At 63.4% G+C, this 13,414-nt stretch carries 11 protein-coding genes and 2 pseudogenes; 11 read left to right on the top strand and 2 right to left on the bottom strand.

Going from position 1 to position 13,414, the window contains the following annotated elements; translation table 11 throughout:
* Positions 1-1,458, top strand: a 1,458-nt coding sequence (locus GKC28_RS25065) for a recombinase family protein (protein WP_174149672.1), incomplete at its 5' end; no start/stop codon positions are given.
* 23 nt (positions 1,459-1,481) lie between these two features.
* Here GKC28_RS25065 and GKC28_RS25060 read toward each other — a convergent pair.
* Positions 1,482-1,859: pseudogene (locus GKC28_RS25060) on the bottom strand (transposase); the annotation flags it as partial.
* Positions 1,860-1,975: 116 nt separating this feature from the next.
* The gene (locus GKC28_RS25055; RefSeq protein ID WP_368041169.1) at positions 1,976-2,680 is read right to left on the bottom strand and encodes a DeoR/GlpR family DNA-binding transcription regulator; all 705 of its coding nucleotides are present in this window, start codon (positions 2,678-2,680) and stop codon (positions 1,976-1,978) included.
* Between the two features lie 21 nt (positions 2,681-2,701).
* Here GKC28_RS25055 and GKC28_RS25050 point away from each other — a divergent pair, with 21 nt between their 5' ends.
* The 10 genes and pseudogenes from GKC28_RS25050 to GKC28_RS25005 form a co-directional block, all read left to right on the top strand.
* On the top strand, positions 2,702-2,878 hold the full coding sequence (locus GKC28_RS25050) for a hypothetical protein (protein ID WP_174149662.1): 177 nt from the start codon (positions 2,702-2,704) through the stop codon (positions 2,876-2,878).
* 113 nt (positions 2,879-2,991) lie between these two features.
* A complete protein-coding gene (locus tag GKC28_RS25045) occupies positions 2,992-3,939 on the top strand; it encodes an ABC transporter substrate-binding protein (protein ID WP_174149670.1) in 948 nt (315 codons plus the stop codon).
* 106 nt (positions 3,940-4,045) lie between these two features.
* Positions 4,046-5,068, top strand: a complete 1,023-nt coding sequence (locus GKC28_RS25040; protein ID WP_174149669.1) for a glycine betaine/L-proline ABC transporter ATP-binding protein — start codon at positions 4,046-4,048, stop codon at positions 5,066-5,068.
* On the top strand, positions 5,065-7,059 hold the full coding sequence (locus tag GKC28_RS25035) for a proline/glycine betaine ABC transporter permease (protein ID WP_174149668.1): 1,995 nt from the start codon (positions 5,065-5,067) through the stop codon (positions 7,057-7,059). Before GKC28_RS25040 ends, GKC28_RS25035 begins: the two co-directional genes overlap by 4 nt.
* A gap of 2 nt (positions 7,060-7,061) precedes the next feature.
* Entirely contained in the window at positions 7,062-7,961 is a 900-nt protein-coding gene (locus tag GKC28_RS25030) for a phosphotransferase (RefSeq protein ID WP_174149667.1), read from the top strand.
* Between the two features lie 8 nt (positions 7,962-7,969).
* Positions 7,970-10,417, top strand: coding sequence for an FAD-dependent oxidoreductase (locus GKC28_RS25025; protein WP_174149666.1), 2,448 nt, complete (start codon positions 7,970-7,972; stop codon positions 10,415-10,417).
* A gap of 33 nt (positions 10,418-10,450) precedes the next feature.
* Complete coding sequence (locus GKC28_RS25020) at positions 10,451-11,497, top strand: GlxA family transcriptional regulator (protein WP_254604401.1); 1,047 nt, start codon at positions 10,451-10,453, stop codon at positions 11,495-11,497.
* Positions 11,498-11,519: 22 nt separating this feature from the next.
* Entirely contained in the window at positions 11,520-12,320 is an 801-nt protein-coding gene (locus GKC28_RS25015) for an inositol monophosphatase family protein (RefSeq protein ID WP_174149664.1), read from the top strand.
* 80 nt (positions 12,321-12,400) lie between these two features.
* Positions 12,401-13,153 carry an N-formylglutamate amidohydrolase gene (locus GKC28_RS25010; protein WP_174149663.1) on the top strand — a complete coding sequence of 251 codons (753 nt, stop codon included), beginning with the start codon at positions 12,401-12,403 and terminating at the stop codon, positions 13,151-13,153.
* Positions 13,150-13,414: pseudogene (locus GKC28_RS25005) on the top strand (glutamine synthetase); the annotation flags it as partial. The gene GKC28_RS25010 and the pseudogene GKC28_RS25005, both read left to right, overlap by 4 nt.

Genomic DNA, 13,414 nt, shown 5'->3' with positions numbered 1-13,414 from the left:
TTGGGGAGCGCACGGCAGGCCCTCCTGTGGTTCCTCGAACATGGCCTTGAACTGCCCAGCTTGCGCAAACAGGGTGAGGTGGTCTGGCGCCGCCCGACCTATGCCACCATCCACCGCATGATCGTCAATCCGGCCTATGGCGGGGCTTATGCCTATGGCAAAACCCAGGCATCGCCAGGGTTCGGGACATCGGCCGTTCGCAGGAAAGACCGCGAAGAATGGCTTGCATTGAAGCCGGGCGCGCATGAAGGCTATGTGAGTTGGGAACGGGCAGAGGCGATCCGTAAAATGGTCAGCAACAACGTCCCTCAGAGCCGGCATCATGGTGCAGCCAAACACGGCTCTGCCCTTCTTGCCGGGCTGCTGCGCTGCCGGCGCTGCGGCCGCAAGCTGACGGTTCGCTACACCGGCAAGAAGCACGACATCCCGCGTTACTCCTGCTGGCGCGGCCTCCTGGACAACGGCGAAGCGCGCTGCATCTCCTTCGGCGGCTTGCGGGTCGATGATGCCATTGAACACGCGCTCCTGCAGGTGGTCAGTCCCGGTGCCATCGCCGCCGCAGAGGCGGCCGCCAGGCAAGCAGTGAGCCAGCGGGACCAGGTCCGCGGCGCGCTTAGCCGTGACTTGGAGGCGGCCCAATACACAGCTGACCGGGCCTTCCGGCAGTATGATGCGTCCGACCCGGAGAACCGCCTGGTGACCGCCGAACTGGAAACCCGGTGGAACCGGGCGCTTCAGCGGGTTCAGGAGATCGAGCACAAGCTCGCGCAGCACGACACGGCCAGCCCGGACGGAACACCACTGCCGGCGGAAGACCTGGTCGTCCTGGGGGCCAATCTCGAACGCGTCTGGTTTGCGCCGGCCACCGATGCCAGGCTTAAGAAGCGCATCGTCCGCACGGTGATCCAGGAAGTGGTGGCAGATCTTGATGATGATGCCTCCGAGATCGTTTTGCTGGTTCATTGGGCCGGCGGCGCCCATACGGAAATCCGCCTGCCAAAGCGCCGCCGCGGACAGCGCAATGCAACACCGCCGGATATTGTCGAGGCTGTCCGCCAGCTTGCGCGGATCGCCAGCGACGATGTCATCGCAGGCGTTCTGAACCGGAACGGTCTTGCCACCGGAAACGGCAACCGCTGGACCAGGGAGCGCATCACAGCACTCCGGTCCTACCGCAAAATTCCGGTATTCAAGCCCGATCCCGGCGGCCTCGATCCCTGGCTCAACCTATCCAGCGCGGCCAAGCTGCTCGGGGTGGCCCCAAAAACGTTGCGGTTGGCAGCGGAAGCAGGTGAAATTGAGGCGGATCATCCGCTTGCCGACGGGCCATGGGTATTCGAGCGCGCGGAACTGTCAAAAACGGCGTCCCAACAACTCAAGAAACGGGCGCAGAAAAACCCCAAACACCCCGCGGTATCGCACCCGGATCAGCAAAACCTATTTTCTTCAACAACATAGAAAGATGGGCGCAATGAAGCAGAGTTGTAGAACTCGATCCATCTGCCGACGCCCGCCTTCGCCTCTGATCCAGTCTCCCAAGCGTGCAGGTAGACGCACTCGTATTTCAGACTCCGCCAGAGCCGCTCCACGAAGATGTTATCGAGGAACCGGCCTTTGCCATCCATCGAGATGCGCACACCGGATCGCCGCAGCCTGTCCGTCCAGGCGAAGGACGTGAACTGGCTGCCCTGATCTGTATTCATGATCTCGGGCGGGCCGAACTTGTGGATGGCCTCGTTCAGCGCCTCGACACAGAAGTCCGCTTCCAGCGTGTTCGAGATGCGCCAGGCCAGCACCTTGCGGGTGTGCCAGTCAATGATCGCCACCAGATACAGGAACCCCTTGCGCATTGGCAGATAGTCACCGTTTTAATAAGGCACTTGTTCGGTAAAGGCCAAATCCTGCTCCCGCAACCAACGCTTCCGACCAAGCCTCCGCAAAACGCGGGGGCTTTTTCGATTAACGAGGGAGACGATCACCTGTTGTTGATGACCACCGTTTCGACCTCGTATTTCTCCAGCATTGCCTTGATATTTTCCGGAGGATCGCGGTCTGTGAAGAAAACGTCGATCGCAGACATCTTGTCGAGCGAGACCGGAGCACGCTTGTTGAACTTTCCGCTGTCAGCCACGACGATGCAGACTTGCGCGTTCTCAGCCGCGATGCGCGCGATGTTTGCTTCCTCAAGATCGTGCAGCATGAAACCCAGTTCGCTGTTCACCGCGCCGACCGAGAACACCGCCAGTTGAACATTGAGGCGCCGCACCAGGTCCAGCGCCTCTGCGCCGAAGGCGCCGCCGTCATGCGCGCGCAGTTCGCCGCCCGCCAGAAAAACCCGGTTGTTGTTGCGCATGGCCAGCGTCTGAGCCACAAAAACCGAATTTGTGACAACAAACAGGTTGCTGTGATTTCTGAGCGCCAGCGCGACATAGGCGGTTGTCGAGCCGATATCCAGAAACACTGAATCCCCGTCGCTGATCGTCTCCGCCACCGCCTGGGCCAGTACGGTTTTCACATCGGCATGCGCGCTGAGGCGGTTTTCAAAAGGCGGCTCGATGACGTCTTCATTCAGATGCACACCGCCATGCACCTTGCGCACTATTCTGCGCTCCTCAAGCGTTTTGACGTTGCGCCGGATGGTTTCGTTGGAAACGTTCAGCTGTTCCGCAAGCGCGCTCACGCGGCAGGATCCTCCCGCGCGATGCAGCTCGCGCAGTATCTCTTCTTCTCGCTGGTTGGTGGTTTTCTGGTTCATTTCACAAGCGTTGCGTTGTTCCTGGCGTTATCAAAGGTTCCTGGCGTTATCAAAGCCGTATTCAAAAAAGCCACAGAATGCAACATGCGGCCGCGCATTCCGGCGCATGAATTGACGTATTAGGCGAATATGCGTTGGTTTTTGTGGTTTTTATTGACGAAAAGCCAAGCTAACTGCACGATACCCCTACGCGACGCCAAGAATCGCACACAACACCACACAACAGGGAAATCCACATGCGACAGAACCTCAGAATATTGGGAGCCGCGGCGCTGACAGCCGCCCTTTCCGCATCTTCCGCCTGGTCTGCAGAAACCGCCGATCCGATCAAACTGACACTGCACGACTGGTCCGGCCAGCTGATCAACACCAAGATCATGGGCAGCATCCTGCAGGAGGCAGGATACAACGTCGAATACGTCCAAGCGGACTATATCGCGCAATTTGCCGGGCTGAAGACCGGGGACCTGCACCTGGCCATGGAGATCTGGGAAACCACCGGGCGGGAAGCGCTGGATGAAGCCACCGCCACTGGCAAGGTGATCAATGCAGGCGAAACTGGCCTGATGGCGATCGAGGAATGGTGGTACCCCGCCTATATGAAAGACCGCTGCCCGGGCCTTCCCGACTGGCAGGCCCTGAAGGACTGCTCCGAAGAATTCGCGACCGCCGAAACCTCGCCTTATGGCCGTTATGTCGGCGGTCCGGTAACCTGGGGCGGTTTCGACGAAGAGCGTGTCGAGGCGCTGGAGCTTGAATTCGAAGTGGTGCATGCCGGCACCGATGCGGCGCTGTTTGCCGAACTTGAATCCGCCTATCAGCGCCAGGACCCGATTGTCCTGTGGGTCTATGCGCCCCACTGGGCGCCCTCGAAATACGACGGCGAATTCGTCGAGTTTCCGGCCTATTCGCCGGAATGCTATTCCGATCCTTCGGCGGGCGTGAACCCGGACATGGCCTATGACTGCGGCAAGCCGCGCGGCCCGATCTGGAAGGCAGCCTGGGCCGGCCTGCCGGACAAATGGCCGGGCGCCTATGAGATCATCCAGGACTACAGCCTCAGCAACGACGAAATGAGCGCCATGGTCGGCAAAGCCGATCTCGAAGGCGTGGATGTTGATACCGTCGTCTCTGACTGGATGGCCGCGAACAAGGACCGCTGGTCCGGCTGGATCAGCAACTGATCCAAAACAGCCAGGGCGGCGCCCGCTCTCACCCCGCCCTGGCTGCACCTCTACCCTGCCACTTTGCCCGGCCGCCCTGTGCGGACCGCCGCCGGAGCCGAATTTCATGATCCCCAACACCAAACTCTCCTGCCGCAATGTCTGGAAACTCTATGGCGCCAATGCGCAAGAGTTCCTCAGCAGAAACCCGGCGCCCAGCGGAGACGACATCCGCCAGGCCGGCATCATCGGAGCGGTGCGCGACGCCCGCATCGACATTGCAGAAGGCGAGATCTTCATCATCATGGGGCTGTCCGGCTCCGGAAAATCCACCCTGGTGCGCTGCCTGTCGCGGCTGATCGAACCCACCGGCGGCCAGGTTCTGTTTGATGGCGTTGATCTGTTGACCGCCAGCGAGCAGGAGCTGATCGAGATCCGCCGCCACAAGATGGGCATGGTGTTCCAGCACTTTGCCCTGCTGCCGCATTTGACCGTTCTGCAGAACGTGATGTTCCCGCTGACCGTACAGGCTGCCCCCAGGGCCGAGGCCGAAGCAAAGGCCCGGGAGGTTGTGGAACTTGTCGGATTGAAGGGGCGCGAGGACTATTACCCGCGCGAGCTGTCCGGCGGCCAGCAGCAACGTGTCGGCATCGCCCGCTCGCTGGTGACGGAACCCGACCTGTGGTTCCTGGACGAGCCCTTCTCGGCGCTTGATCCGCTGATCCGCCGCGAGATGCAGGACGAGTTCATGCGCCTGCAGGCGCGCCTGCACAAGACCATCGTCTTTATTACCCATGACTTCGAGGAAGCCGTGCGCCTGGCCGACCGCATTGCCATCATGAAGGACGGCGAGATCATTCAGGTCGCCACTCCGGAGGAACTGGTGCTGAACCCGGCCACGGATTATGTCGCCGAATTCACCCGCCACATCCCGCGCTCCAAGGTGCTGACGGTGGGCGGCATCATGACCCCTGGCACGCAAGCCGAAGGCGTGCCCGTTCCGGCAGCCGCCCGGGTGTCGGAAGTCGCGGAACAGATCATCGCCGCGGATGCCCCGCGCCCGGTGTGCGATGCGAACGGCCGGATCGTTGGCAGCATTGGCCGCACGGCGGTGGCACGGGTGCTGTTCGGCGCGGGAGAGGCGGCATGAAAGCGCATCTGACAAGACAGGCCCCGGTGGCCTGGGGGCTGGTGCTGGCCACGATCCTGCTGGGCTGGTTCGGCCGCGACCTGGCCAAGGCGCTGGATGCGCGCTGGCTGGTCAAGGTTCCGTCCTCCTGGGATATCCCGTTCAACACATACATCTCTGCTGCCATGGCCTGGCTGATGGAGGAGGCAGCCGTCGGCCCGGTCTCCTTCACCGATGCCACCCGCGCCATAGCCTGGCTGATCGAGCAGCCCTATGAATTGGCGCTGAACCTGCTGGCACGCGGCTTTCTGTTCGATCCCGGCCCGGAGCCGCAGGTTCTGCTCCCTGCCGCCAGCTGGATCGCCGTCACCGCTGCGGTGATTGCCCTGGGGCACTACTGCCGCAGCTGGGGACTGGCCGCGCTTGTCGGCGCCTGCTTTGCCTATCTCGCGGTTTTCGGGCAATGGGACAGCGCCATGGTCACGCTGGCCTCGGTGGTCATCGCGGTGCCGATCGGCGCGGGCGGCGGGCTGCTGGCCGGCATCTGGGCCTACCGCCATCCGCTCGGCGAGCGCATCCTCTCCCCCATTCTGGACCTGATGCAGACCATCCCGATCTTCGCCTACCTGGTGCCGATCCTGTTCATGTTCGGCTTCGGCCCGGTATCAGCGCTGGTCGCCACCATCATCTATGCCACCCCGCCGATGATCCGCATCACCATCATGGCGCTCAAGGCAGTGGACCCGGAAATCCTCGACTTCGGCCGGATGGCCGGCACCACCCGGCGGCAGCTGATGTGGCGGGTGCTGGTGCCCTCGGCCAGCCAGAGCCTGATGGTCGGCGTCAACCAGGTGATCATGCTGACGCTCAACATGGTGATCATCGCCTCGATGATCGGCGCGGGCGGGCTTGGCTTCGACGTGCTGGCCGCGCTGCGCCGCCTCGACATCGGCGCAGGCTTTGAGGCGGGCATCGCCATCGTGGTGCTGGCCATTGCGGTGGACCGGCTGAGCCAGGCCTTCGCAGAGCGCATGGGCCAGGTCCGTCACACCGCGCCCGGTTCCTGGGCCGCCCGGAACAAGCGCACGGTGCTGGTGCTCTGCCTGCTAGCGGCCACCTGGGTGCTGGGCCGCTTCTCGCCCTTGCTGCTGGACTATCCGCAAAGCCAGACCATCACCACCGGCGCCTTCTGGAATGACACCGTCAAATACCTGAACGTGAACTACTTCGACGCGTTCGAGGCAGTGAAAGTCTTCTTCCTGCAGTGGTTCCTGCTGCCGATCAAGAAAACCCTGCTGGGCATTCCCTGGCCCTGGGCAATCGCCATGCTGACGCTGCTCGGCTGGCGCGCCGGCGGCTGGAAGCTGGCAGCCCTGTGCGGCGCGATGTCTGCCCTGATTGCTGTCAGCGGCCTGTGGGCCAAGGCGATGGTCACTGTCTACCTCTGCGGTGCCTCGGTGATCCTTGCCACCCTGATCGGGGTTCCCCTGGGCGTGCTGGCCGCGCTGAACCGCCGCGCGGGCATCGCCATCAACCTGCTGATCGACACCCTGCAGACCCTGCCCAGCTTCGTCTATCTGATCCCGGTGGTGATGCTGTTCCGGGTCGGCGATTTCACCGCGATGATCGCCATCGTCCTTTACGCGCTGGCGCCGGCCGTCCGCTATGCCGCCCACGGGGTGCGCAGCGTCAGCGGCGAGCTGATCGAGGCGGGCCTGGTATCCGGCTGCACCAAATGGCAGCTGCTGCGCCTGGTGCGCCTGCCGATGGCGCTGCCGGAGATCCTGCTGGGCATCAACCAGACCATCATGCTGGCGCTGTCGATGCTGGTGATCACCGCGCTGGTCGGCACCCGCGACCTGGGCCAGGAAGTCTATATCGCCCTGACCAAGGCCGACACCGGCCGCGGCCTGGTCGCCGGGCTTGCCATCGCCTTCATCGCCATCATCGCCGACCGGCTGGTCAACGCCGGTGCCCGCGGCGCCCGCATCCGCTTTGGACTGGAGAGCTGACCATGAGTCAATCCGATCTGCAAAAACGCGTCAGCCTGCTAGAACGCATCCATGCGCTGCCGGTCTGGCGCGGCTCCATCACCACGCAGCCTTTGACCGGGGGCATCACCAACGTGAACTACCTGGTTCAGGACAGCCGCGGCAAATACGTGGTGCGCGCAGGCGACGACATCCCGCTGCACCAGGTGATGCGCTTCAATGAACTGGCCGCCAGCCGCGCCGCCCATGCCGCCGGCCTGTCGCCTGCGGTTGTGCATGCCGAAGATGACCTGACCGTGCTGCAGTTCATCGAAAGCCGCACCCTAGGCGAAGCGGATGTGCGCGACCCCGCGATGCTGCCGCGGGTGCTGGAGCTGGTGAAATCATGCCACCGCGAAGTGCCCAAGCATTTGCGCGGCCCGGCACTGGTCTTCTGGGTGTTCCATGTGATCCTGGACTATGCCGCCACCCTGCGGGACAAGGACAGCCCGCATGCGGCGGCGGCCTCGGAACTGGCGGACATCGGCAGCATGCTGGAACAGGCGGCAGGCCCCTTCGACATCGTCTTCGGACACAACGACCTCTTGTGCGGCAATTTCCTCGATGACGGGGATCGGCTCTGGCTGATCGACTTCGACTATGCCGGCTTCAACTCGCCGCTGTTCGACCTTGGCGGCCTCGCTTCCAACAACGGGCTGTCGCAGGCGCAGGAGCAGTGGCTGCTGGAAACCTACTTCGAGGCGCCGGTGACCGATGACCTGCTGCACCGCTACAGCGCCATGAAATGCGCTTCGCTTCTGCGCGAGACCATGTGGAGCATGGTGTCAGAGATCACTTCCGAAATCGACTTTGACTACGCGGTCTACACCGCCAGCAACCTCGCGCGCTTCCGCGCGGCGCTTGACGACTTTCAAAACACCTGAGGACTGACATGACTGAACTTCCCTCAACTGCCAAGGCAGTCATCATCGGCGGCGGCATCATCGGCTGCTCCACCGCCTACCACCTGGCCAAGCTTGGCTGGACCGACACCGTTCTGCTGGAGCGGAAAAAGCTGACCTCGGGCACCACCTTCCACGCCGCCGGGCTGGTCGGGCAGCTGCGCTCGAATGCCAATATCACCCAGCTCTTGGGCTATTCGGTCGATCTCTACAACAAGATCGAAGAGGAGACCGGCCTGGGCACCGGCTGGAAGATGAACGGCGGCCTGCGGCTGGCCTGCAACGAGGAACGCTGGACAGAGGTGAAGCGCCAGGCCACCACCGCCCATTCCTTCGGTCTGGAGATGGAGCTGCTAACCCCGAAAGAGGCGCAGGAGCTGTGGCCGCTGATGGATATCTCCGACGTCATCGGTGCGGCCTTCATGCCGACCGACGGCCAGGCCAACCCCTCCGACATCACCCAGGCGCTGGCCAAGGGCGCGCGGATGGCCGGGGCAAAGATCTTCGAGGACACCAAGGTCACCGATATCGAGATCGAGGACGGCAAGATCCGTGCCGTGATCACCGAACATGGCCGTATCGAATGCGAGAAGGTGATCTGCTGCGCCGGCCAGTGGACCCGCACCTTCGCCAAGCGGTTCGGGGTCAACGTGCCGCTGGTGCCGATGGAGCACCAGTATATGGTGACGGAGCCGTTCGAGGGCGTCCCCTCGGGCCTGCCCACCCTGCGCGACCCGGACCGGCTGACCTACTACAAAGAGGAAGTCGGCGGGCTGGTGATGGGCGGCTATGAGCCGAACCCGATCCCCTGGGCCACCGACGGCATTCCGCAGGGCTTCCACTACACGCTGCTGGACAGCAACTTCGATCACTTCGAGCAACTGATGGAACAGGCGCTTGGCCGGGTCCCGGCGCTGGAACATGCAGGCATCAAGACCCTGACCAACGGGCCGGAAAGCTTCACCCCCGACGGCAACTTCATCATCGGCGAGGCGCCGGAACTGCGGAACTTCTATGTCGGCGCGGGCTTCAACGCCTTCGGCATCGCCGCGGGCGGCGGCGCCGGCATGGCGCTGGCGGAATGGGTGAAGAACGGCGAGCCGCCGTTCGACCTCTGGTCCGCCGACATCCGCCGTTTCGGGCGGCCGCATTTCGATACCGACTGGGTCCGTACCCGCACGGTTGAGGCTTACGGCAAGCATTACACCATGGCTTGGCCGCATGAGGAGCACGACAGCGGCCGCCCCTGCCGCAAGTCGCCGCTGTATGACACGCTGAAAAGCCAGGGCGCCTGCTTCGGCGAGAAACTCGGCTGGGAACGCCCGAACTGGTTTGCAGATGCCGCCCTTGGCGAAACTCCCAAGGACGTCTACAGCTTCGGCCGCCAGAACTGGTTCGAGGCGGTGGGGCGCGAGCACAAGGCCGCGCGCAAGGCGGCGGTGCTGTACGACCAGACATCCTTCGCCAAATTCGCGCTGAAAGGCCCGGATGCTCTGGCCGCGATGAACTGGATCTGCGCCAATGACGTGAACAAACCGGTGGGATCGCTGATTTACACCCAGATGCTGAATGACAAGGGCGGCATCGAATGCGATCTCACGGTGGGCCGCGTCGCGCATGACGAGTTCTACATCGTCACCGGCACCGGCTATGCCACCCATGACTTCGACTGGATCCGCCGCAACATTCCCGACGGTATGAGCTGCCAGCTGTTCGACATCACCTCCTCCAACGCGGTGTTGTCGCTGATGGGGCCGAAAGCGCGCGGCATCCTCGCCGCTGTCACCCGCGACGATGTCTCCAACGACGGTTTCAAGTTCGGCACCGTCCGCACCATCGGCATCGCCGGCTGCCCGGTGCAGGCGCTGCGCGTGACCTATGTGGGCGAGCTCGGCTGGGAACTGCACCTGCCGGTGGAGTACGCCCAGACCGTCTATGCCGCGCTGATGGAGGCAGGCAAACCGCACGGGCTGGTCAATGCCGGCTACCGCTCGATCGAATCCCTGCGCCTGGAAAAAGGCTACCGCGCCTGGGGCTCGGACATCGGCCCCGACCACACCCCGTTCGAGGCCGGGCTTGGCTGGGCGGTTAAGCTCAGGAAGGATATCCCCTTCAAGGGCCGCGCCGCCGCCGAAGCGCAGAAGGCAGAGGGCGTCAAGAAGATGCTCGCCTGTTTCACCACCGATCCCGGCGTGGTGCTCCTGGGCCGGGAAACCATCTACCGCAACGGCAAACGCGTTGGCTGGCTGACTTCGGGCGGCTATGGCCACACCGTCGGGCAGGCCATCGGCTACGGCTACATCCGCAATCCCGAAGGCGTTGATGCCGGCTACGTGCTGAACGGGGACTACGAGCTGGAGGTCGCCACCAAGCGGGTCCCCTGCAAGGTGCAGCTCAGCCCGCTCTACGACCCGTCGATGAGCCGGGTAAAGACCTGAACCGGCACTCCTCCATCACCAGGGAATACGATGATGCAACATTTGAAACAGAGCAGCTTCCGCGAACATGCGCCTGTCCGGGGGGCCGCACGGCCCGCCGGCGGCAGGCCCGGTCACACCGCAAGCGTCGGGCTCTATGTGTTTTCCGGTTTCCCGATGGAGGAGTACGCCCTGTTTGCCGCGGCGCTGCACGATGCGGGCGAAACCTGCGGCAGCAGCCTGAAGGTTGACGTGCTGTCCAGCAATGGCGGTTTCGTTCAGGGCAGCTGCAGCGCCGCAGTGCAAACCAGGCCGCTGGCCGATGCTCTGAAAGAGCTGGACTATCTGGTGATTTTCGGCGGCCACAAGTCCAGCGTCGGCAGCAACCAGCATTTCCGGGCGGCCCTGCAGATCCTCCGGCGCAAGGGCTGCCAGGTGGCCGCGGTCGGTGGCGCTGCGCTGACGCTGGCAAAGGCCGGCGTCTTCGAAAGCAGCAGCTGTGCGGTGCATTGGCAAAACCGGGAACTGTTCAGCGGGCTGATGAGCGCCCTGGCCCCGACTGATCAGGTCTGCGCGGTCAACGACGGGGACTGGTCGTCCTGCGGCAAGACCGGCGCGCTGGATCTGGCCCTTCATCTCGTGGCCGATGTCTACGGCACGCCGGTTGCCACGCGGCTGGCGCAGACCTTCATCCACACCCGGCTGAGCGACGCCCGCAGCACCCAGAACGGCGAAGTCTTGCACGCTGCCCTGTCCGGCTCAGGCCTGGTCAACAAGGCCATTGCCCTGTTCCAGGATCACCTGGAAAACCCGCTGCCGATGGCTGAGGTCGCCCGCATTCTGGGGTCGTCCCCGCGCCGTATCGAACGGCACTTCAAACAGCACTGCGGCACAACGCCGTGCAGCTACTACCGGCAAATGCGGCTCGATCACGCCCGGAAACTGCTGCTGCGAACCAACATGACACTGATTGAAGTCGCGATCGCGGCCGGGTTCTCCACCTGCGCCAGCTTCGCCTCAGCCTTTCAGCAAATCTACGGCACGACGCCGAACGCCCTGCGCAAGTCCCTCAGCGGCGCAAAGGCGGGCCCCGCAACCTGATCAGATCCAGGAAAACACTCCCATGACCCAGACTTCCTCCAGTTCAGACCCGCTGTCGGCAGAGACGGTCCTGCGCGACTGCGCGGCCTGGGCCGAAATGTCCGCCGCAACCGCGCTTGGCTTCTTCCGCCAGGGCACCGCCGTCGATTTCAAGGCCGACCTCAGCCCGGTCACCCTCGCCGATCAGACCGTGGAGCGGGAACTGAAGGCAGCCATCACCGCCAAATACCCGGACCACGGAATCTTCGGCGAGGAAACTGGCATCGAGGGCGGCGGCAAGGACCATCTCTGGGTCATCGACCCGATTGACGGGACCCGCTCCTTCATCTCCGGCCACCCGCTGTTCGGCATGCTGATTGCATTCCTCAGAAATGGCCGCCTGCAGGCCGGCGCCATCAGCATGCCAGCGCTGAATGAAGTGTACTGCGGCGGCCTCGGGGTGCCGGCCACCTGCAATGGCACGCCCATTCAGGTCTCAGGCAAGCGCAATCCGGATGAGGCAATCCTCTACATCAACGAGGGCGAAAAGCTGCTGGCGGATCATCCGGCCGTCACCGCCCGGCTGCTCCGGGCAGGGCAGACCCGGCGGTTCGGATACGATTGCTACCCCCACGCCCTGCTGGCGGCCGGCCATGTTGATGCAGTGATCGACTATGACCTGAAGCCCTATGACTTCCTGGCCGTTTCAGCGGTCGTCGAAGCGGCAGGGGGCATCATGACGGACTGGCAGGGCAAGCCACTGGCGTTGGACTCCGAAGGTGCGGTCGTGTCGGCGGCATCGCCTGAACTGCACGCGGCCCTAATCGGTCTTCTGAACGGCTGATCGCCGCCGCCGCAAACCCCGAAACGCCATGAACGGGCGCCGCCGCCCGTCCACAAGTTGTGCCGCATAGGAGGCCGGTAATGACGCTGCAACCTTTCGAAATCATCAATCGCGATGGCGCAGGGCCTGTTGTGATAATCTGCGAACATGCCTCTGCGCACATCCCGGCGGTCTATGATGGTCTCGGGCTGCCGCCTGATGACCTGAAAAGCCACGCCGTGTGGGACCCTGGCGCCCTCGATCTTTCACTGAAACTGTCCAGGGCATTGGATGCGCCGGTTGTCGCATCGGCTGTGTCGCGGCTGGTCTATGACTGCAACCGCCCGCCCGAGGCTCCCAGCGCGATGCCGGCGCAGTCGGAGCTGATTAAGGTTCCCGGCAATGCCGGGCTGACCGCCCCGGCACGCCAGCGCCGCACCGAGGCGGTCTACCACCCGTTCTGCCGGGCCGTCTCGGATGTGCTGGACAAGCGCGGCCCGGAGACAATCGTGGTGACAGTGCATTCCTTCACCCCGGTTTACTTCGGCAAACCGCGGCCGGTTGAGCTGGGCCTGCTGCATGACGAAGACAGCCGACTGGCGGATCTCATGCTGGATCATGCCGGCAAGCTTCCCAACCGGACGATCGCGCGCAACGAACCATACGGCCCTGCGGACGGCGTCACCCATTCGCTGAAGCTCCATGCCATCAGCCGCGGGCTGGCCAACGTGATGATCGAAGTGCGCAATGACCTGCTTGCGACAGAGGGAATGGCTGCAGGAATGGCTCTCGATATTCTGGCGCTGCTGATCCCTGCAGTGAATGAACTCAAGAAGAAGGATATGGCAGTGTGAATACGAAACTGACCTTCGACACTCTTAAGGACCAGGTTGCTTCGGGCGCGGTTGACACCGTTCTGGTCTGCCTTGTGGACATGCAGGGCCGCCTGATGGGCAAGCGCTTCCACGCCAAGCATTTCGTGAATGGCGCCTGGGAGGAAACCCACTGCTGCAACTACCTCTTGGCCACCGACCTGGCGATGGCAACGCCGGACGGTTATGCCTCGACCAGCTGGGAGCGCGGCTATGGCGACTATGTGATGAAGCCCGACCTCT

The organism is Leisingera sp. ANG59 (assembly GCF_013317235.1).
In the GTDB taxonomy this organism is placed as follows: domain Bacteria; phylum Pseudomonadota; class Alphaproteobacteria; order Rhodobacterales; family Rhodobacteraceae; genus Leisingera.
The sequence above is the reverse complement of the archived record's forward strand: the minus strand, read 5'-3'. Positions and strand labels throughout refer to the sequence as shown.

What these genes read in the sequence shown, in the direction of transcription:
- GKC28_RS25040 (WP_174149669.1), top strand. Translation starts at nt 4,046, where the DNA reads ATGATCCCCAACACCAAACTCTCCTGCCGCAATGTCTGGAAACTCTAT.
- GKC28_RS25035 (WP_174149668.1), top strand. Translation starts at nt 5,065, where the DNA reads ATGAAAGCGCATCTGACAAGACAGGCCCCGGTGGCCTGGGGGCTGGTG.
- GKC28_RS25030 (WP_174149667.1), top strand. Translation starts at nt 7,062, where the DNA reads ATGAGTCAATCCGATCTGCAAAAACGCGTCAGCCTGCTAGAACGCATC.
- GKC28_RS25050 (WP_174149662.1), top strand. Translation starts at nt 2,702, where the DNA reads ATGCAGCTCGCGCAGTATCTCTTCTTCTCGCTGGTTGGTGGTTTTCTG.
- GKC28_RS25010 (WP_174149663.1), top strand. Translation starts at nt 12,401, where the DNA reads ATGACGCTGCAACCTTTCGAAATCATCAATCGCGATGGCGCAGGGCCT.
- GKC28_RS25045 (WP_174149670.1), top strand. Translation starts at nt 2,992, where the DNA reads ATGCGACAGAACCTCAGAATATTGGGAGCCGCGGCGCTGACAGCCGCC.
- GKC28_RS25025 (WP_174149666.1), top strand. Translation starts at nt 7,970, where the DNA reads ATGACTGAACTTCCCTCAACTGCCAAGGCAGTCATCATCGGCGGCGGC.
- GKC28_RS25015 (WP_174149664.1), top strand. Translation starts at nt 11,520, where the DNA reads ATGACCCAGACTTCCTCCAGTTCAGACCCGCTGTCGGCAGAGACGGTC.
- GKC28_RS25020 (WP_254604401.1), top strand. Translation starts at nt 10,451, where the DNA reads ATGCAACATTTGAAACAGAGCAGCTTCCGCGAACATGCGCCTGTCCGG.